14 protein-coding genes, 3 tRNA genes, 3 rRNA genes and 2 pseudogenes are annotated in these 19,994 nt (G+C 42.8%); 13 read left to right on the top strand and 9 right to left on the bottom strand.

The features are described from left to right. The first annotated feature begins 403 nt into the window (after window positions 1-403). From C427_RS19005 to rrf, 5 genes are all read left to right on the top strand, one after another. Window positions 404-1,940: ribosomal RNA gene (locus C427_RS19005) — 16S ribosomal RNA — on the top strand. A 123-nt stretch (window positions 1,941-2,063) separates the two neighbouring features. Continuing rightward, window positions 2,064-2,140 (top strand) — tRNA-Ile (locus C427_RS19000). 34 nt (window positions 2,141-2,174) lie between these two features. After that, a tRNA-Ala gene (locus C427_RS18995) sits at window positions 2,175-2,250 on the top strand. 395 nt (window positions 2,251-2,645) lie between these two features. Then, a 23S ribosomal RNA gene (locus tag C427_RS18990) occupies window positions 2,646-5,523 on the top strand. Between the two features lie 183 nt (window positions 5,524-5,706). After that, window positions 5,707-5,822 (top strand): 5S ribosomal RNA (gene rrf, locus C427_RS18985). Together the 16S, 23S and 5S rRNA genes with 2 tRNA genes alongside form the textbook arrangement of a ribosomal RNA operon. A 128-nt stretch (window positions 5,823-5,950) precedes the next feature. On the opposite strand, the pseudogene C427_RS26030 reads toward rrf, so the two are convergent. After that, window positions 5,951-6,117, bottom strand: a pseudogene (locus C427_RS26030) (IS630 family transposase); the annotation flags it as partial. A gap of 1,138 nt (window positions 6,118-7,255) precedes the next feature. Between C427_RS26030 and C427_RS26550 the strand changes: the two are divergent. Then, window positions 7,256-7,861 carry a hypothetical protein gene (locus C427_RS26550; protein ID WP_162471183.1) on the top strand — a complete coding sequence of 202 codons (606 nt, stop codon included), beginning with the start codon at window positions 7,256-7,258 and terminating at the stop codon, window positions 7,859-7,861. On the opposite strand, the gene gpsA is transcribed toward C427_RS26550, so the two are convergent. Genes gpsA through C427_RS18965 form a run of 4 tightly spaced genes read right to left on the bottom strand, consistent with a single transcriptional unit; the run spans window position 7,795 to window position 10,043 of the window. Next, window positions 7,795-8,790, bottom strand: coding sequence for an NAD(P)H-dependent glycerol-3-phosphate dehydrogenase (gpsA, locus tag C427_RS18980; RefSeq protein WP_007637062.1), 996 nt, complete (start codon window positions 8,788-8,790; stop codon window positions 7,795-7,797). The genes C427_RS26550 and gpsA overlap by 67 nt on opposite strands. 16 nt (window positions 8,791-8,806) lie before the next feature. After that, on the bottom strand, window positions 8,807-9,322 hold the full coding sequence (gene secB / locus C427_RS18975) for a protein-export chaperone SecB (protein WP_007637064.1): 516 nt from the start codon (window positions 9,320-9,322) through the stop codon (window positions 8,807-8,809). 22 nt (window positions 9,323-9,344) lie between these two features. Continuing rightward, a complete protein-coding gene (gene grxC / locus C427_RS18970; RefSeq protein ID WP_007637071.1) occupies window positions 9,345-9,602 on the bottom strand; it encodes a glutaredoxin 3 in 258 nt (85 codons plus the stop codon). Between the two features lie 15 nt (window positions 9,603-9,617). After that, window positions 9,618-10,043, bottom strand: a complete 426-nt coding sequence (locus C427_RS18965) for a rhodanese-like domain-containing protein (RefSeq protein ID WP_015431204.1) — start codon at window positions 10,041-10,043, stop codon at window positions 9,618-9,620. 274 nt (window positions 10,044-10,317) lie between these two features. Here C427_RS18965 and gpmI point away from each other — a divergent pair, with 274 nt between their 5' ends. The 5 genes from gpmI to C427_RS18940 all read left to right on the top strand — a co-directional run bounded on the left by gpmI (window position 10,318) and on the right by C427_RS18940 (window position 15,408). Next, window positions 10,318-11,850 carry a 2,3-bisphosphoglycerate-independent phosphoglycerate mutase gene (gene gpmI / locus C427_RS18960; RefSeq protein WP_007637076.1) on the top strand — a complete coding sequence of 511 codons (1,533 nt, stop codon included), beginning with the start codon at window positions 10,318-10,320 and terminating at the stop codon, window positions 11,848-11,850. A 64-nt stretch (window positions 11,851-11,914) separates the two neighbouring features. Beyond that, window positions 11,915-13,015: a murein hydrolase activator EnvC family protein gene (locus tag C427_RS18955; protein WP_007637079.1), complete on the top strand. Its 1,101-nt coding sequence runs from the start codon at window positions 11,915-11,917 to the stop codon at window positions 13,013-13,015. A gap of 93 nt (window positions 13,016-13,108) precedes the next feature. Beyond that, complete coding sequence (locus tag C427_RS18950; RefSeq protein WP_007637080.1) at window positions 13,109-13,873, top strand: divergent polysaccharide deacetylase family protein; 765 nt, start codon at window positions 13,109-13,111, stop codon at window positions 13,871-13,873. Window positions 13,874-13,894: 21 nt separating this feature from the next. Then, a complete protein-coding gene (locus C427_RS18945) occupies window positions 13,895-14,827 on the top strand; it encodes a DUF808 domain-containing protein (protein ID WP_007637083.1) in 933 nt (310 codons plus the stop codon). 176 nt (window positions 14,828-15,003) lie between these two features. Continuing rightward, the gene (locus C427_RS18940) at window positions 15,004-15,408 is read left to right on the top strand and encodes a MerC domain-containing protein (RefSeq protein WP_007637085.1); all 405 of its coding nucleotides are present in this window, start codon (window positions 15,004-15,006) and stop codon (window positions 15,406-15,408) included. An 8-nt stretch (window positions 15,409-15,416) separates the two neighbouring features. On the opposite strand, the gene C427_RS18935 is transcribed toward C427_RS18940, so the two are convergent. From C427_RS18935 to rsgA, 4 genes are all read right to left on the bottom strand, one after another. Then, window positions 15,417-16,115 (bottom strand): glycerophosphodiester phosphodiesterase, encoded by a 699-nt coding sequence (locus C427_RS18935; protein ID WP_007637087.1) that lies wholly within the window; start codon window positions 16,113-16,115, stop codon window positions 15,417-15,419. Window positions 16,116-16,125: 10 nt separating this feature from the next. Then, window positions 16,126-16,998, bottom strand: coding sequence for a DMT family transporter (locus C427_RS18930; protein WP_034899069.1), 873 nt, complete (start codon window positions 16,996-16,998; stop codon window positions 16,126-16,128). A 3-nt stretch (window positions 16,999-17,001) separates the two neighbouring features. Continuing rightward, window positions 17,002-17,862, bottom strand: a complete 861-nt coding sequence (gene asd / locus C427_RS18925; RefSeq protein ID WP_007637090.1) for an archaetidylserine decarboxylase — start codon at window positions 17,860-17,862, stop codon at window positions 17,002-17,004. Window positions 17,863-17,998: 136 nt separating this feature from the next. Next, the gene (rsgA, locus tag C427_RS18920; RefSeq protein ID WP_007637092.1) at window positions 17,999-19,033 is read right to left on the bottom strand and encodes a small ribosomal subunit biogenesis GTPase RsgA; all 1,035 of its coding nucleotides are present in this window, start codon (window positions 19,031-19,033) and stop codon (window positions 17,999-18,001) included. 116 nt (window positions 19,034-19,149) lie between these two features. On the opposite strand from rsgA, the pseudogene orn reads away from it, so the two are divergent. Further along, window positions 19,150-19,690, top strand: a pseudogene (gene orn, locus C427_RS18915) (oligoribonuclease). 154 nt (window positions 19,691-19,844) lie between these two features. Next, a tRNA-Gly gene (locus C427_RS18910) sits at window positions 19,845-19,919 on the top strand. The last annotated feature ends 75 nt before the right edge of the window (window positions 19,920-19,994 follow it).

Raw genomic sequence — 19,994 nt, 5'->3', positions numbered from 1 at the left:
AATGATATTTATACATTTAGTGTGATTAATGAGCGCTTAAACGATAATTATAAATTAGGGGTTGCATGCAAAGTTGTTGTGTCTATAATGCGCCCTCGCTTCAGGGGAGACGAGTTGGAAACAACGGAGTCACTCGCAATAAACAGGGTAAACCAGTTTGTTGCTTATACGGTAAACGTATAGTTGCTGCGGGGTGTAGCAAGTTTAGTTGAAAAGAAAATCAATTAAATTGTTGACATCAAATGGGAACCGCGTATTATTCGCCTCCCGCTTAAGAGGGTCTACGGACAACCACTTAAGCCGCTAACGCAGTTAGCATGCTCTTTAACAATTAGAACAAGACAATCTGTGTGGACACTCACGAAGTGAGAGTTCACCAAAAAAAATTCATATTTTTAATATTTAATTGAAGAGTTTGATCATGGCTCAGATTGAACGCTGGCGGCAGGCCTAACACATGCAAGTCGAACGGAAACATGTCTAGCTTGCTAGATGATGTCGAGTGGCGGACGGGTGAGTAATACTTAGGAACATGCCTTTGGGTGGGGGATAACTATTGGAAACGATAGCTAATACCGCATAACGTCTACGGACCAAAGGGGGGAGCTTGCTCCTCTCGCCCAAAGAGTGGCCTAAGCGAGATTAGCTTGTTGGTGAGGTAAAGGCTCACCAAGGCGACGATCTCTAGCTGTTCTGAGAGGAAGATCAGCCACACTGGGACTGAGACACGGCCCAGACTCCTACGGGAGGCAGCAGTGGGGAATATTGCACAATGGAGGAAACTCTGATGCAGCCATGCCGCGTGTGTGAAGAAGGCCTTCGGGTTGTAAAGCACTTTCAGTTGTGAGGAAAGCTTGTTGGTTAATACCCAGCAGGTATGACGTTAGCAACAGAAGAAGGACCGGCTAACTCCGTGCCAGCAGCCGCGGTAATACGGAGGGTCCGAGCGTTAATCGGAATTACTGGGCGTAAAGCGCACGCAGGCGGTTTGTTAAGCTAGATGTGAAAGCCCCGGGCTCAACCTGGGAATAGCATTTAGAACTGGCAGACTAGAGTCTTGGAGAGGGGAGTGGAATTTCTGGTGTAGCGGTGAAATGCGTAGATATCAGAAGGAACATCAGTGGCGAAGGCGACTCCCTGGCCAAAGACTGACGCTCATGTGCGAAAGTGTGGGTAGCGAACAGGATTAGATACCCTGGTAGTCCACACCGTAAACGCTGTCTACTAGCTGTTTGTGGATTTAATCCGTGGGTAGCGAAGCTAACGCGATAAGTAGACCGCCTGGGGAGTACGGCCGCAAGGTTAAAACTCAAATGAATTGACGGGGGCCCGCACAAGCGGTGGAGCATGTGGTTTAATTCGATGCAACGCGAAGAACCTTACCTACTCTTGACATACTAGAAACTTTTCAGAGATGAATTGGTGCCTTCGGGAATCTAGATACAGGTGCTGCATGGCTGTCGTCAGCTCGTGTCGTGAGATGTTGGGTTAAGTCCCGCAACGAGCGCAACCCTTGTCCTTAGTTGCCAGCCTTAAGTTGGGCACTCTAAGGAGACTGCCGGTGACAAACCGGAGGAAGGTGGGGACGACGTCAAGTCATCATGGCCCTTACGAGTAGGGCTACACACGTGCTACAATGGCGAGTACAGAGGGAAGCAAACCTGCGAGGGTAAGCGGATCCCTTAAAGCTCGTCGTAGTCCGGATTGGAGTCTGCAACTCGACTCCATGAAGTCGGAATCGCTAGTAATCGCAAATCAGAATGTTGCGGTGAATACGTTCCCGGGCCTTGTACACACCGCCCGTCACACCATGGGAGTGGGTTGCAAAAGAAGTAGGTAGTCTAACCTTCGGGAGGACGCTTACCACTTTGTGATTCATGACTGGGGTGAAGTCGTAACAAGGTAACCCTAGGGGAACCTGGGGTTGGATCACCTCCTTACTATTACGGCGGACCTTGCTTCGTTGAGTGTTCACACAGATTGTTTTGTTTTGATAAGAAGAGCAAAAGAAGTGCTTGGGTAACAAGTCACTATTTGTTTTTGCGCAAGCAAGAGCATGAAATAGGCTTGTAGCTCAGCTGGTTAGAGCGCACCCCTGATAAGGGTGAGGTCGGCAGTTCAAGTCTGCCCAAGCCTACCAAATTTGTGATTATCACAGATTGCCTGCATAAAGCGGGGCCATAGCTCAGCTGGGAGAGCGCCTGCCTTGCACGCAGGAGGTCAGCAGTTCGATCCTGCTTGGCTCCACCATTTAGGTGGAACATCATTTGCTCATAAGATTAAGTAGCCTTAATCAATATGTACTATTAGATAATATCTAATCAGTGTTTATTGATTAAGGTTTTTTAAACCTTAATTGTAGCCGGCGTGTAACGCAGGTCACAATGTTCTTTAACAATATGGAAAGCTGATAAAAAGTAATCGAAAACTAAAAGAGTGTTCTTAGGAACTTACTCTATCTGATTTTGTGATTAGAACTTGTCACGCATACGACAGCAATACCCGTTTAGACGGTTGTTGCACCTAACGCTCAAATAAAAGGTGAGCGGGTGGACGAGTTGTTTGAATTTATCTCTGACGTTACTGAGATGATGACAAATAACGCACTGTTACTCAGGTAACAGAGAGGTCATTTGGGGTTGTATGGTTAAGTGACTAAGCGTATACGGTGGATGCCTAGGCAGTTAGAGGCGATGAAGGACGTGTAAGTCTGCGATAAGCTGTGGAGAGCCGACAAAATGCTTTGACCCACAGATTTCCGAATGGGGGAACCCACCGCTTCGGCGGTATCTTATAGTGAATACATAGCTATAAGAAGCGAACGAGGGGAACTGAAACATCTAAGTACCCTTAGGAAAAGAAATCAACAGAGATTCCCCTAGTAGCGGCGAGCGAACGGGGAGCAGCCGAGTAGTAATGAAGTAGTGGAATGTGTTGGAAAGCACAGCGATACAGGGTGATAGCCCCGTACACGAAGCGTCATTATTGCCATATTAAGTAGGTCGGGACACGTGTTATCTTGACTGAAGATGGGGGGACCATCCTCCAAGGCTAAATACTCCTAACTGACCGATAGTGAACCAGTACCGTGAGGGAAAGGCGAAAAGAACCCCTGTGAGGGGAGTGAAATAGAACCTGAAACCGTATACGTACAAGCAGTAGGAGCAGACTTGTTCTGTGACTGCGTACCTTTTGTATAATGGGTCAGCGACTTATATTTAGTAGCAAGGTTAACCGAATAGGGGAGCCGTAGCGAAAGCGAGTGTTAACTGCGCGTTTAGTTGCTAGGTATAGACCCGAAACCGAGTGATCTAGCCATGGGCAGGTTGAAGGTTGAGTAACATCAACTGGAGGACCGAACCGACTAACGTTGAAAAGTTAGCGGATGACTTGTGGCTGGGGGTGAAAGGCCAATCAAACTCGGAGATAGCTGGTTCTCCCCGAAAGCTATTTAGGTAGCGCCTCGGACGAATACCACAGGGGGTAGAGCACTGTTAAGGCTAGGGGGTCATCCCGACTTACCAACCCTTTGCAAACTCCGAATACCTGTGAGTACTATCCGGGAGACACACGGCGGGTGCTAACGTCCGTCGTGAAGAGGGAAACAACCCAGACCGCCAGCTAAGGTCCCTAAATATTACTAAGTGGGAAACGAGGTGGGAAGGCTAAGACAGCTAGGAGGTTGGCTTAGAAGCAGCCATCCTTTAAAGAAAGCGTAATAGCTCACTAGTCGAGTCGGCCTGCGCGGAAGATGTAACGGGGCTAAGTAATATACCGAAGCTGCGGACGCAAAGTTTACTTTGCGTGGTAGGGGAGCGTTGTGTAAGTGGCTGAAGGTGAGCTGAGAGGCGAGCTGGACATATCACAAGTGCGAATGCTGACATGAGTAACGATAAGGGGAGTGAAAAACTCCCCCGCCGGAAGACCAAGGTTTCCTGTCCCATGCTAATCAGGGCAGGGTAAGTCGGCCCCTAAGGCGAGGCAGAAATGCGTAGTCGATGGGAAACGGATTAATATTTCCGTACTTGGTATATCAGTGAAGGGGGGACGGAGAAGGTTATGCAAGCCTGGCGTTGGTTGTCCAGGTGAAAGTGCGTAGAGTTGTTTCTTAGGCAAATCCGGGAAACTACATGCTCGAGACACGAGACGAGACTCTAAGGAGTTGAAGTTGCAAATACCATGCTTCCAGGAAAAGCCTCTAAACTTATGATATATCGAACCGTACCCCAAACCGACACAGGTGGTCAGGTAGAGAATACTAAGGCGCTTGAGAGAACTTGGGTGAAGGAACTCGGCAAAATCGTACCGTAACTTCGGGAGAAGGTACGCCTCTGTTTGTGATTGAACTTGCTTCATGAGCGAATGGGGGCCGCAGTGAAAAGGTGGCTGGAACTGTTTATTAAAAACACAGCACTGTGCTAAATCGAAAGATGACGTATACGGTGTGACGCCTGCCCGGTGCCGGAAGGTTAATTGATGGGGTTATCTTCGGAGAAGCTCTTGATCGAAGCCCCGGTAAACGGCGGCCGTAACTATAACGGTCCTAAGGTAGCGAAATTCCTTGTCGGGTAAGTTCCGACCTGCACGAATGGCGTAATCATGGCCACGCTGTCTCCACCCAAGACTCAGTGAAATTGAAATTGCAGTGAAGATGCTGTGTACCCGCACCTAGACGGAAAGACCCCGTGAACCTTTACTATAGCTTGGCACTGAACATTGACCCTACATGTGTAGGATAGGTGGGAGACTTTGAAGCACTGTCGCTAGATGGTGTGGAGTCTACCTTGAAATACCACCCTTGTAGGTTTGATGTTCTAACATAGGTCCCTTATCGGGATTGTGGACAGTGTCTGGTGGGTAGTTTGACTGGGGCGGTCTCCTCCCAAAGCGTAACGGAGGAGCACGAAGGTTGGCTAATCCTGGTCGGACATCAGGAGGTTAGTGCAATGGCATAAGCCAGCTTAACTGCGAGACAGACACGTCGAGCAGGTACGAAAGTAGGTCATAGTGATCCGGTGGTTCTGAATGGAAGGGCCATCGCTCAACGGATAAAAGGTACTCCGGGGATAACAGGCTGATACCGCCCAAGAGTTCATATCGACGGCGGTGTTTGGCACCTCGATGTCGGCTCATCACATCCTGGGGCTGAAGTCGGTCCCAAGGGTATGGCTGTTCGCCATTTAAAGTGGTACGCGAGCTGGGTTTAGAACGTCGTGAGACAGTTCGGTCCCTATCTGGTGTGGGCGTTGGATGATTGAAGGGAGCTGCTCCTAGTACGAGAGGACCGGAGTGGACGAACCGCTGGTGTTCGGGTTGTTTTGCCAAAGGCATTGCCCGGTAGCTACGTTCGGAATCGATAAGCGCTGAAAGCATCTAAGCGCGAAGCGAGCCCTAAGATGAGTCATCCCTGTACGTTTAACGTACCTAAAGGGTTGTTGAAGACTACGACGTTGATAGGCAGGGTGTGGAAGCGTAGCAATGCGTTGAGCTAACCTGTACTAATTGCCCGTGAGGCTTAACCATACAACGCCCAAGTGGCTTCGCAAGAAGTGCTGAGTGTTATATGAGTGACAAGTAGATAATACAAGATTAGGAGTAAGACTAGAGGCATTCTTTAGCATCGATTATGGCTTGACCCGCAGGGGGAGAGTATCAGCTTTTACATATTGATTTATTGAGCGCAAGCTTGATAGATAACAGTTTTTGTCTGGCGACAATAGCGATGTGGCCCCACCTGATCCCATTCCGAACTCAGAAGTGAAACACATTAGCGGCGATGGTAGTTTGGGGTTTCCCCATGCGAGAGTAGCACATTGCCAGGCTCCCAATTAAGTAAAAAGCCACCTTTACAGGTGGCTTTTTGCGTTTCAGGGATTTGAAAATAGCCATCACATTTTAGTGTGCAGAAAGTGACCTATACCAATCCGCATTAAGTTTTTCCCACTTCAAGTCAGTCCTGTGAGCACATTTTTGTCACGCGGGTATGTCGCTCACAAAGTCATTCCAAGCGAGCGTGCAAGCATCAACAATATCCTCATAGCCGCTAAAACAGCGATTAGCTAAATGATGCTGACGCAGCCAACTCCATACTTGTTCTATTGGGTTTAGCTCTGGGGAATTATCTGTTGGCGTATGTATCTGCCTATCACACGGATAATCTCGAAACTGCTTACGGTCGTTTACGAAAAATAGTGATGGTTTAACCGGACAATGGCGAATTAAAATGTCTATTTCGGGTTGTTCAGGTAAAATTTAGTTCGCTTATAGATACTCAGAAACAATACTTAGACCAAGGCCTTAATTGCGTAAGTGGTCTGCTATTTGGTAATGCTATGGCCTACCAACGGTGTAGTGACAATTTACATCGGGGATAATGTCTTGATTTATCTTTAAAATAGCCCTGTGTTACATCCGGCTCTAAGACTGAAAACCTACCTTATAGACCCTGTTGGATCCCCTCAATGCAGTCCTCAAGCGTAAATTAGAGCAAAAGAATGGCTTGCAAGAACCCCAAATATTGTTAATACATTAAACGTGCTGGAATATATTTATCAATAATCTGATATGCCACAAAAAGCTCAAGCACTACAAGTTAAACCAAACAATATCCCCAGACTTTGTTGAAGGCACAAGCTGCCATTTCAGCGGTTGAATATGCGGGTGCTAGAGATGTGTATTTAACTGTGTTGGTTATTACCCCAATTAACCTGTCGGCAGTTTAAGCGTTAATAAGGTTAATTTTTTTACTCCCCAAATGCCGATTTTGAGCCACTACCGCCACCTATTCGCATAATCACTGTCTCTAATTATCAAACTGTGGCAATTGCTGACGCGTTATTTCAACGGCGAGGACGCGTTTTTCATAGCTTATTAAATCGCTATCAGTCAAAATTTACATATTCTGATATGTTGTGGATGGTATAGCCAAAAAATAGGAATTATCTTAGCGTAGTAAAGAACAGAATAAATAACATCGATAATAACGTTTTCAGACAGTTTCGCAAAATTATGCAACGTTTCGTAGCAATAATAACTTACCCAAACATGCCATGTTTGCCCTGTCTATATTGGACCAAAATAGCTTGCTTGGCTTAGTTTTAGACATATTTTAACACTACCACTTACTACTCGCCAAACGCACGTGGTAGAACACACAAAGCCTCGGCATTGATTGCCTCAAACAAGACCAAGCGGCCGAATAAATACTTCGTTTGTTAAGGGCGATAATCTAGCTTTATCCGGTGCTAAGTGTCACGTGTGGAGACGTATAAGGGAATTCCGCAACGACCTTGCGCAAGCGGCCAGCTATTTCACTGCTTGCCATCATTCGACACCCGGCTTTAGCTCAGTGACGAATTTGGCTAACGTATTATTGAAAACTAGACGTACCGATGAACTGGCAGCACTGGCCGAAAAGTATATTACCAGCCATCCAGTTGTTAATAGTGCTCGCGTATCACTAGCCTTTAAGCTGGCAGCCACTCATTTAGACATCGTGGTACCATTACTAAGCACCGAACAGATGCGCTGGTTAGCGATAAAAATTTGGAAATTGTCGAACAATTTGGCGGCGCTGTATTTGATGCAAAGTGATAGTAAACGTGTCTTAATGTATTCGAATAATGCCGTCACCCTTAATCCTAGTCATAAGGATGTAAACAGTTACATAGCAATATTAAAGGTGTACTGGAAGCGTCGGCGATTACCAACTAGGATGTTGAGTTACCAAAAAGAATCATTAGATAAAAAGAAAGAATTAATTATCGCAACTAACCGTTTGTTATGTGTACGTCACTATTCAGATGTCTGGTCTCTGCCTAGTAGCGTTAATGCGGCATCTTTGGCGGGTTTATGGTTGTAGAGTACTTCATAGACTTGTTCACAGATAGGCATTTCGACCCCCATACGTTTTGCGAGTATATGCACTTCTTTGGTGTTTCTATATCCTTCGACTACTTGTCCTATGTCGTCCATAGCCTCTTGTATACCTAATCCATTACCCAATGCCAATCCGAAACGTCTGTTTCGCGACTGATTATCTGTGCAAGTCAGTACTAAGTCACCCAAGCCTGACATACCCATAAACGTGGTCTGTTTTGCACCCATTTTAACTCCTAGTCTAGTTAACTCGGTTAACCCTCTAGTGATGAGTGCTGTTCTAGCGTTAGATCCAAAGCCTAAGCCGTCCGACAATCCTGCGCCTATGGCTATGACGTTTTTAACGGCACCGCCAAGCTGTATTCCTATGAAGTCATCATTTCTATAGACTCTAAAGGATTTGGAACAGTGAAGCTTTTTAGCAAACTCTTCGGCAAGGGTTTCATTTGTAGAGCTTAATGATATTGCGGTAGGAAGTCCTGCCACCATTTCCTTAGCAAAGGTAGGGCCTGATAGTGCTGCAATAGGTGTTTCGTGACCTAATATTTCCAAAGCAACATCTTGTAAGAGCCTACCTGTCTCAGGTTCTAATCCTTTTGTAGCCCATATAATTCTATGCCAAGGCTTTAGGTACGGTTTTGCTTTTTGTAAAGTGTTATAAAATGCGTGGCTTGGCACGACTACTAGGATGTCTCGACTTGTGACTATCGCTTCGCAGAGCTCAGATTCGAGTGATAATTTTTCTGGGAAAATAGCGTTGGGTAGGTATTTTTCATTGCATCTGGTTTTGGCCATTAATTTGATTTGCTGTTTATCTCGCCCCCACAAAACGGTTTTCACGCCATTGCGAGAGAGACAAAAAGCAAGGGCAGTACCATAAGATCCTGCCCCTAATACACAAACTGAATTCACTTTAAAATCAGCCTTATTACGCGTCTAATTTTTGTGGAGATTGTGCTTGTTCTTGAGCTTGTTGAGCGCGTTTTTGCATGTAGGCTGCAAAAATTGAGTTGAAATCAACAGGTGCCAAGTTTAAGGGTGGGAAAGTGCCACGATTCACTAAATTTGAAATGGTCTCCCTAGCATACGGGAACAAGGTATTGGGACAAAAGGCACCAATCATTTGAGCTTTATTCTGCTCTGGCATTTCGCCAATCATGAATATGCCAGCTTGTTGTACTTCACATAAAAATGCTGTTTCTTCACCGATTTTTGCAGTCACAGTTACAGATAAAGTAACTTCATACAGGTTTTCACCTAGTGGATTGCTCTTTGTGTCTAAGTCTAACTGTACTTCTGGTTTCCATTCTTTTTGAAACATTGCAGGTGAGTTAGGTGCCTCAAAAGAAATGTCTTTAGTGTATATTCTTTGAATTGAAAACTGTGGGCCTTGTGCCGCTTCTGGCTGCACTGCAGCTTCGTTTGGTTGATTCTCGTCAGCCATGTTATTTCCTTAAATTATGTTGTTAGTCAGCCAATAAACTGTCTAGTTGGTTTTTTGCTTCTAATGCAAATAATTCATCACAACCACCTACGTGATGATCATTAATAAAAATTTGTGGAACAGTGGATTTACCCTTTGCTCGTTCGATCATTGCGTTGCGTAGTTCAGGCATAACATCGATTTCAATCTCATTAAAGATCACTTCTTTTTTAGTCAATAAAGCCTTTGCCCGATGGCAATAAGGGCAATGACCTTTAGTATAAATATCAACTTTACTCATATCATTTCCTGCAATTTATTTGGTGAGTGGAAGATTTGCAGTTTGCCAAGCACTAATGCCACCTTTTAACGTAACAACATTTTCAAAGCCAGCTTTGAGCATTTGAGATGCCGTTCGTTTGCACGTCATACCCATAGAACAGACAACAATAATGGGTTTGTCTTTAGATTTTTCAAGGGTTGAAAAATCGCCTTTCGTAACTAACTCAGCTTTGATTTGTTTAGAACCTAAAATATGACCTTTTTTAAACTCCGCAACTGGGCGAATATCCAAAATATAGGCATCTTCTTTGTTCATTAACAATGTCGCTTCATGGGTACTTAATTCTTTTAGTGATGAGAGCTGACTTGCCACGACGGTGTATATCAATGCCGCTAAAAGTGCGGCGAACAAGCCAGATAAAATATAGTGATTAGTAGCAAATTCTATCATTTGTTCCATAACAGGTGACCCTTAGAGGTGAGTAACTTAAAAAAATGAGGCCAAAGTATATAGATTTTGCGTGCAGAAACTAGTCCTTGAACGTATTCATCCACAACACAAAGAATAACTTATTGTTATACATTTGGTTTTTAAAATGATTTAGCCGTGACGTGCAATGCCAGTAAGGATAACATTAGCCTATTATTACGGAACTAGGGTAGCGCACAAGACGACAAGCTACTCTAAAACGATCAATACATTAACTAATAGTTTTACCTACAAGGATTAAATAATGACTCAAACCAAAAAGACCACGGCATTGATTATTTTAGACGGTTGGGGTCACCGCGAAGAACAGGAGAGTAATGCGATTGCTCATGCTAATACGCCCGTTTTAGATGGTTTGTGTAAAAACTACAGTAATACATTGATATCTGGATCAGGTTTAGACGTTGGATTACCACCAGGACAAATGGGTAATTCTGAAGTAGGTCATGTTAATTTAGGTGCGGGTCGGGTTGTATACCAAGACTTTACTCGCGTCACTAAAGCCATTGAAGACGGTGATTTTTTTGAAAATACGGTTTTAGTCGACAATCTAGACAAAGCTATTCAAGCAGATAAAGCCATCCATGTAATGGGGTTATTGTCTGCCGGCGGTGTTCATAGCCATGAGAAGCATATTTTTGCCTTCTTGAAAATGGCTGCAAAGCGCGGTGCGAAAAAATTATATCTACATGCCTTTTTGGATGGCCGCGATACACCACCAAGAAGTGCCAAGGGGCCATTGCAGTCAGCTGATGCTGTATTTGCTGAGTTAGGCTTAGGGAAAACTGCCAGTGTCATCGGTCGTTACTATGCGATGGACAGAGATGCTCGCTGGGATAGAGTCGAAGCTGCCTACAATTTAATTGCTCACGGTGAAGGAAAAAAAGTGGCTTCTAGTGCTATCGAAGCCTTAGATGCTTCATATCAACGTGAAGAAAATGACGAATTTATGCAAGCCACAGTGATTGGTGATGCTGTACCTTTAGAAGAGGGTGATGCGGTTTTCTTTATGAATTTTAGAGCCGATCGTGCCCGCGAAATCAGTCGTCCATTTGTTGAAAGAGACTTTAATGAATTCAATAAAGGCAAACACATTGAGTTAAATGCTTTTGTTACCCTCACTCAATATGCTGAAAGCATTGATGCTCCAGCAGCATACCCGCCTGTACCTTTAGTCAATGTTATGGGTGATTGGTTAGCTCAGCATCACAAAACACAACTACGTATATCTGAGACTGAAAAATATGCACATGTCACTTTTTTCTATAGTGGTGGCCGTGAGGATTTATATGAAGGTGAAGAGCGTATTTTGATCCCATCACCTAAAGTTGCAACTTATGATTTACAACCTGAAATGAATTCAGCTGAACTTACCGATAAACTAGTAGCATCTATAGATTCTGGTAAATTTGACGTTATTGTATGTAATTATCCTAATGGTGACATGGTTGGACATACTGGTAACTTTGATGCAGCCGTTAAAGCTTGCGAAGCTGTCGATGCTTGTGTTGGCAGAGTCGTTGAAGCGATGAAACGTAATGGCGGTGACTGCTTAATTACGGCTGATCATGGTAATGCAGAAAAAATGCAAGATCAGCAGACAGGTCAAGCGCACACTGCACACACCAGTGAATTAGTTCCTTTTATTCACGTAGGACAAAAATCAACTGTTAGAGCAGGAGGCACATTGAGTGATGTTGCCCCAACAATGCTGCATCTAATGGGGATGAAACAGCCTAAGGAGATGACAGGAACTCCTATCGTTACAGTGGACTAATCAATTGAGATTGATAGCGGACACATTATTCCAAGAGAAAAACCGAATTCACAGGTTTTTTTTCTTGGTAGTGTTATGTATTATTTCTTTTGTGTTTGTTGCAAACGCCCAAGAACAGTCAGATCTTGAAAGTATTCAACAACAGATAAAAAACAAACAAGCGCAAATTAGTCAACAACTGGAAGCTGCCAAGAAGCTCCAGAGTAATTTAAAGATTGTTGAAATACAGATTGCTAAATCAGCTACAACACTCAATAAAACAGAGACGTCACTCGACACTAATCAACAACAACTCAGTGAATTGAGTAAACAACAAAAGGGTTATTTGGCATCTTTAGATCAGCAAAAGTCGGTATTAGCTAAACAAATTCGCAGCGCATATATGACAGGTAATTATGACTTTGCAAAAATGTTGTTGAATCAGCAAGATGCCGCGAACTTTGAACGCACCATTACTTACTATCAATATTTGAACAAAGCCCGCAAGTCACAGATTGATAGTTTTAATCTGTTAGTTATAAAGCTACAAAAAGTGAATGCCAAGTTGATTGATAATCAAAGCGAGCTAGAACAGTTAAAAGGTAAACAACTGGAACAACAACAAACCTTAAAAGCAAACCAGGCTCAGAGGGAAGGGACGCTTATAGCAATGCAAAACGCTATCGAATCTGATGAAGCAAAAATTGCGCAATTACAAATCAATGAAAAGAATTTCCTTGAAGCATTAACCCGAGCCCAACAACAAATCGACCTACAAGACGTAACATTAAGTGGACTCAGTGCTCTTAAAGGTCGTTTATTAATGCCTGCTAAGGGCAATCTTAGAAAAATGTTTGGTAGGTTTAGGCAAGGTCAAATCAAGTGGAAAGGAGTAGTCATTAATGGCACTGCAGGTGACGCTGTGATTGCCATACATCATGCTAAAGTACTCTATTCTGATTGGCTTAGAGGTTTTGGTTTAGTAACTGTATTGGATCATGGTGATGGATTTATGAGTCTTTACGGCCATAACCAAGCATTATTAAAGCAAGCTGGTGAGGTTGTTCAGGCGGGTGAAGCGATTGCTCTTTTGGGGCAAAGCGGAGGGCAAAGTCGACCTAACTTGTACTTCGAAATTCGACACAAAGGAAAGCCTATTAACCCCGTTAACTGGTTAAAGCTTTAAACCTTTGTGTATTTAAACGATTCAATCCTAGTAAAAATAATTGATGTGATTATAATAAAATCAAATGCAGTCGAGTAAAACAATAATAAAAACATGCGTTTATTACTAATTAGTTGCCTGTTGTGTATCAGTTGCTCTGCTAGAGCGGCTCAGATCGCTTTGATCATTGATGATATGGGAAACAATAAACAAGATGCGCTGGCCTTTGCTCTTCCGGAAAATGTGGCATTTGCGATTTTACCTAACAAACCCCTATCTACGACTTTTTCCAATCGAGCTGCAGCTCAGCAGCGTGAGGTGATGTTACATATGCCAATGGAATCGTTGGCGGGTAATAATCAAGAAAAAAATGTTTTACTGTCTAGTATGCCACCCCATCAAATTGTAAGAGTGTTAATAGCAGCCCTATCGACTGTACCTGATGCTGTGGGGGTTAATAATCATATGGGGAGTAGGCTAACTCAGCTTTCTTTACCGATGTCGGTAACCATGGAGTTTCTGTCGGAGCAGGGGCTATTTTTTGTTGATAGCCGGACCACTAGATACAGCAAAGCAGAAATCATTGCTAAAAAAAATGGGGTGTTAAGTACCAAACGTAATGTATTTATCGATCACACTCCCAACCCTGAGCAGATTGATAAACAATTTCATCGTTTACTGAGTCTTTCTAAAAAATATGGTTACGCGGTAGGTATTGCTCATCCCTACCCGCAAACACTTGAATATTTGAAAGTGCATTTAGCTACGCTCCAACAACATGGTATTCAACTGGTTAAATTAAGTGACTTGCTGTCTTCTGGTGTCACTTACGCCTATCATCCTAAGGCTGAATCAAAACCCATTCCTCCTGTTTTTTAAGCGCATATTTAAGGAAATATAATGCCTGCTGCTAATTTACTTGCCCTTATAGATGATATTGCCACCATACTGGATGATGTGGCTATTCTGTCGAAAGTGGCTGCCAAGAAAACAGCCGGTGTGTTGGGAGACGACTTAGCTCTGAATGCCGAACAAGTCTCTGGGGTAAAAGCAGAACGTGAATTACCTGTTGTGTGGGCAGTAGCCAAAGGTTCTTTTTTAAATAAATTAATTCTAGTGCCATCCGCGTTGTTGATAAGCGCATTTTTGCCATGGTTAATCGTTGTATTGCTGGTAATAGGAGGCATGTATTTATGTTTTGAAGGCGTCGAAAAGCTTACGCACAAGTTTCTCCACTCCAAACACGATTTGGAACAAAAGCACGCACAAAAGCTGGCCGCTGTTGCAGATCCCCGTGTTGATTTAGTCGCGCTTGAAAAAACTAAAATAAAAGGCGCCATCAGAACTGATTTTATTCTATCTGCCGAAATTGTGGTAATAGTGCTCGGTACTGTTCAAGAGGAGTCCTTTGCTACACAAGTAACGGTTGTATCTTTACTCGCCTTGGCTATTACTGTTGGTGTTTATGGTCTAGTCGCTGGCATTGTAAAACTTGATGATGCGGGGTTATATTTACTTAGAAAGTCTGTGAGTGGCACTTTTAACCGTATCCAACGAACAGTGGGAAGAGGGCTATTAATTTTTGCTCCACTTTTGATGAAAACACTATCTATAGTAGGAACAGCAGCCATGTTCTTGGTAGGAGGCGGCATTTTGGTCCACAGTATTCCCATCATCCATCATGCATTAGAACCTATTTTACACAGCATTGAATCAATAAAAATTGCGGCATCCGTAGTACCTATTTTGCTTGATGGTGTAGTGGGTATTATTGCTGGAGCACTGGTTTTGTTAGTGGTCACCTCAAGTCTTAAACTTTTAAAAAAGCCTTAGTGGTTCCCTATTACCTTACCGTGCATGTGAGTGGGCGTATGTGGAGTATATTTTTGAGGCCCTGTTTCGAAGTTTGTGATTCTTAGAAACACACTGTGAAAATTTTAAGCATCAAATACTTGTAAATTACATGAAATGTTATATTATAACGATTCATAAGGTTGAGGTAAATATTGATGGAAATTAGCAAAGATAAGACGTTATTAGACAGACTAGGCATTTGGGCCTCCAGTTTGTGCGCGTTACATTGTTTGTTGTTGCCTATACTTATCCCTCTTATTCCTTTTGTTGGGGCCTCATTTTTTGCTCAGAATTGGTTTGAAAGAAGCATTTTGTCACTTTCGATGCTCATCGGTTTTTGGGCATTGTTTTCAGGTTTCTACCGCTACCACAGACAGCTTTATCCATTATATAGTCTAGTATTAGGCGGTTTGATTTACTGGAATAAAGATATGTTCGGTGACTCCTACGAGCCTTTCACTATTGCTGTTGGTGCTTTATTAATTGTTGGTGCGCACATAGTGAATCTGAAATTATGTCAGAGCTGTCAAGATTGTGATTCTGGATGTGCTAGTTCTTAGGCCCCAGTTTATGCCTTTACCGCTAACACTAATTTAGCTGCTGCTGGACCATTACTGAATACTCCATCTACCCCCCAAGCTTGCAACTTAAGTAAGTCTTTAGGTTCATCAACGGTATACACAAACATTTTCAAGCCACGATTGTGGGCATCTATTACAAAATTCTGATCAACAAAACTAATATCAGCATTGACTGAATATGCCTGCAAGTCTTCTGCGAAACGCGCATAATCTAAAGGGTTACTGGCAGTCAGAGCCCCAATCTTAATTTTGGGCGCTATACTTTTAAAAGCCAATAAAAGATGATGGTTAAATGACGAAACGATAAATTGCTCAGCTTCAAAGCCTAATTGACTGACTGCTTTATTAATACACTCATTGATTAACAACACATCTCTCACTCCCTTAACTTCAATATTTATCAAACATAGCCCTTGTACACACTGCAATACTTGCCACAGTGTAGGTACAAATTGCCCTTTGCCCGCGTCTAATGTTTGTAATTCTTCAAGACTATAATCACTTAACAAACGTGTGCCGTTGGTGGTTCTGCTTACCCATCTATCATGAATAACCACTAATTCATTACCGAGTTGATAGACATCGATCTCAATGCCATCAGCTTGTTGGATTAAGGCTTGTTCAATAGCGAGTAAGGTATTTTCGGGTGCATCGGCACTTGCACCTCTGTGGGCAAATATCAGCATTTTTTGCTCTTTAACGATTATTTACATGAAGTTTCTGAGCGTTGATGGTTTCATAAATTGCGGCAGAAATCACTAATAAGCCACCGACTAAGGTTTGCCATCTAGGCTGTTCATCCAACACGAGTATTGCAAGGGTTACACCGTAAAGCGGTTGCATACAGGCGATCAATGAGAAGGTTTTGGCACGTAAATGTTTAAGACTTGCAGCAATTAAAGCATGAGGAACAGCCGTTAAAAATATACCTAAGATGACCAGTCCGATATAGGTTTCTTGGCTAGCCTTAAATAACTCATCACTTGAAAAAAAGCTAAGAGAGATAAAAATCACCAATGTTTGGTAAGCCATAGCATGAGCACCTGAGTAGTGAGAAAAATGTTTGCGGTGCACCAAGTTTCTAAAAGAATACAAGACGGCAGAACAAACCCCAATTAACACACCTTGAGTTGTCTCGTTTTCTAAAGAAATTTCTGGGACTATAAGGAAAATACCAAAAAGCACAACAATAGCACTGACCAAGTCTTGCCAAACTAAACGTATGCCTTCAAAAAAAGGTTCTAATAGTACTGTCATTACTGGGAATGTAAATAAGGCTATCATGCCCACTGATACCGATGAATACTGCATAGCAGCAAAATAGCTGACCCAATGTGCTGCCATGAGAAGACCTAAAAACAGGGCAACAAAATAGTCTTTTTTACAGTCTAAAAATATTGATTTTCCAAATAATTTAACAATGCCAAACAACATGATACAGGCAATGGCTGCACGGCCAAAAGTAATATCTATAGCAGACAAAGGCAAAAGCTTAGAGAATAATGCTGTAGCACCTAGCAGTATCATAGTGACATGCAGTGACCACAGGCTTTTCTTGACGGGATCCACTGATTACTTTGTTATTGTTGCGAAAACGTCGCCGAGGCGTGTTACGTCTCCTGCATCCAGATCTGCAAATTCAATAGAGTTAGCTTCGAAGCAAGCGACAATAGTTGATCCAAGTTTAAATAAACCCATCTCTTCGCCCTTTTTAATAGAGACTGAGTTATCACCTTGAGTGGGATATTGCCAATGCAGCACGTTTTTACCTGCTGGAGGTGAAACAGTGCCTGCCCATTTAGTTTCGATGCTGGCAACAATTGTCGCACCTACCAAGACCATCGCCATCTGACCTATTTCAGTCTCAAAAATGGCCACTACTCGTTCGTTTCTTGCAAATAACCCAGGCACACGTTCTGCTGTAAGAGGACTCACAGAAAACAGCTCACCAGGTACGTAAATCATATCTGTCAGCTGCCCGTCTATCGGCATATGAATGCGATGATAGTCTTTAGGGGAAAGATAAATCGTTGCAAATTTACCATCCAAAAAAGGCTTTGCAAGTTCAGGTTTTCCACCTAATAATGTGGTCAGGCTGTAGTTATGGCCTTTGGCTTGGAAAATAGCATCGTGTTTAATATCGCCTAATTGACTCACTGCGCCATCAACAGGTAAGGCGAGTTGTTTTTCATCTTGGCAGATCGACCTAACGTCAGCTTTAAGTTGCCGAGTAAAAAAAGCGTTAAATGATGAATAGGATGCAGGGTCTGAGTCGAGTGCCTCAGACATATCAACTTTATATTGCTTGATAAAGAGTTTAATTACAGCTGTGGTCATTGAACCAGCTTCAGCAGCAGCGAGTGAGCCCACCAATCGAGATAACAGGTGTTTTGGAGTAATATATTGCAGAGCAATTTTTAACGAATCAAACAAAGTAGCTTTCCTAATAATCTGACTTCAACGATTAGAATTGTACCGTAATAATCGAGGCTTTGCTTTTTTCACTAAGTTCAATAGGCTATATGCTAGTCGATTTTGCCGGCGAAATATGTGCTTAAACTGAGGAGCATTAAACCTTTGTATGTGCTGGGCGTAACTCATCCATATTTAACAATATTTTGTGGTAGCTTTGATAACGTTGTGGACTAATTTTACCTTCTTCAACCGCTGCTTTGATCAAGCATCCTGGATCATTGCCATGTTTACAATCTCGAAATTTGCAACCGCCTAAATAGTCTCTGAATTCTCTAAACCCATTAGTTAATCTTTCTGCAGGGAGGTGCCACAGGGCAAATTCACGTACCCCAGGAGAATCTATTAAATCCCCACCATCAGGAAAGTGCAGTAATTTTGCAGTTGTAGTGGTGTGTTGACCTAATCCAGAGTTGTCGGATATATCGCCAATTATTTCGTCTGCTTCAGGTAACAACTCATTGATTAAACTTGATTTTCCTACACCAGATTGACCAACAAATACACTGACTTTATCCTTCAAACATACTGCAAGTTCATCAAGCCCAGTCAATGTTTTACAACTGGTGTACACAATTTGATAGCCGATATCGCGATAAATATTTAGCTGACTTTCGACTTCATTCAGTTGTTGTGGATCAAGCAACTCGACTTTGTTTAATAATACTACTGGCGTAATTTCCACATCTTCAGCAGCAACCAAATATCTGTCGATAATATTCAAAGATAAGCTTGGTAATACCGAACTTACAATGATGATTTGATCGATGTTAGCCGCAACAGGTTTTACCCCATCATAAAAGTCAGGACGGGTGAGAACAGACTTTCTGTCTTGAACAATCTCAATAATACCGCTGATGCTTAAGGTTTGATCTTTCCCTGGCCTAAATAACACTTCGTCGCCACATACCACGCTATTAATGGTGCGCCGCATGTGACATCTGTGCACTGTTCCTGCCCGATCTTCAACATCTGCATGTTTACCAAATCGTCCTATAACACGTCCGCTTTGCTGTTCGCCAAACTGATTATCTTCAATTTCACTCGGCTTTGCACCACTCGAAAGGCGCTTCGTGCGATTTACTGAGACTTGTCGTTTTTGCCTGTCTGTTAACTTTGGTTTTTTAGCCACGTTTTATCTTTGCTGTAATTAATATTATTTCTTGTATCATGTTAACGTTTGAGGGAGCGGATACCAAATCATTAATGTATTTGTTACTCATCAAAAGTTTTCAATTAGGAGTCAGCATGTCAGTAAACAACGAAAATTTAGTGTGGATCGATATGGAAATGACAGGGTTAGAGCCTGAGACTGATGTCGTCTTGGAAATTGCCACTATAGTGACAGATAAAAATTTGAATATATTGGCCGAAGGTCCGGTGTTAGCCATTTATCAGCCTGATGAAGTGCTTAATGGTATGGATCAATGGTGCACAGATACACACGGCAAATCAGGTCTTACCAAACGTTGTCGTGATAGTGACGTTAACGAACAACAAGCAGTGGAACAAACCATTTTGTTTTTAGAAGATTTTGTACCTAAGGGGATATCTCCACTGTGTGGAAACACAATAGGTCAGGATCGTCGCTTTTTAGTCAAGTACATGTCTGAGCTTGAACAATATTTTCATTATAGAAATATTGATGTGAGTACGATCAAGAGTGGTTCGTCGTGGAAACCAGAATGGTAGACGTTTTCACAAAAAAGGTGTGCATCTAGCGCTAGATGATATTCGCGAGTCCATCGCAGAAATGGTTAATACCCGTCAACATGTCTTTAATATTTAATTTTACGTATGAATATTTGTTCGCTAATCCATCAATATGTAGTAATTAGCAAAAAATATCATAAAATTGGGCTTTAATGCTTGCAATGAAGTCTCATTTTTGTAGAATGCGCCTCGCTTTAGGCAACCACAGCTTAGAGCGGTATCATCATTATGCGGGAATAGCTCAGTGGTAGAGCACAACCTTGCCAAGGTTGGGGTCGCGAGTTCGAATCTCGTTTCCCGCTCCAATGTTAAAAGTCAGTGTTTCAGACTAGTCAATACCCGTTAGGCGACCCCAAGGGGTACACGACAACGCGGTTGGC

The organism is Paraglaciecola psychrophila 170 (assembly GCF_000347635.1).
In the GTDB taxonomy this organism is placed as follows: Bacteria; Pseudomonadota; Gammaproteobacteria; order Enterobacterales; family Alteromonadaceae; genus Paraglaciecola; species Paraglaciecola psychrophila.
This window is presented reverse-complemented; position numbering and strand designations above follow the sequence as displayed.

Bases quoted from the DNA above. Each gene is read 5' to 3' on its own strand.
- secB (WP_007637064.1), bottom strand. From the start codon at position 9,322: ATGGCTGACGAGAATCAACCAAACGAAGCTGCAGTGCAGCCAGAAGCG.
- C427_RS18935 (WP_007637087.1), bottom strand. From the start codon at position 16,115: ATGCTGATATTTGCCCACAGAGGTGCAAGTGCCGATGCACCCGAAAAT.
- grxC (WP_007637071.1), bottom strand. From the start codon at position 9,602: ATGAGTAAAGTTGATATTTATACTAAAGGTCATTGCCCTTATTGCCAT.
- C427_RS18965 (WP_015431204.1), bottom strand. From the start codon at position 10,043: ATGGAACAAATGATAGAATTTGCTACTAATCACTATATTTTATCTGGC.
- gpmI (WP_007637076.1), top strand. From the start codon at position 10,318: ATGACTCAAACCAAAAAGACCACGGCATTGATTATTTTAGACGGTTGG.
- C427_RS18940 (WP_007637085.1), top strand. From the start codon at position 15,004: ATGGAAATTAGCAAAGATAAGACGTTATTAGACAGACTAGGCATTTGG.
- C427_RS18950 (WP_007637080.1), top strand. From the start codon at position 13,109: ATGCGTTTATTACTAATTAGTTGCCTGTTGTGTATCAGTTGCTCTGCT.
- C427_RS18945 (WP_007637083.1), top strand. From the start codon at position 13,895: ATGCCTGCTGCTAATTTACTTGCCCTTATAGATGATATTGCCACCATA.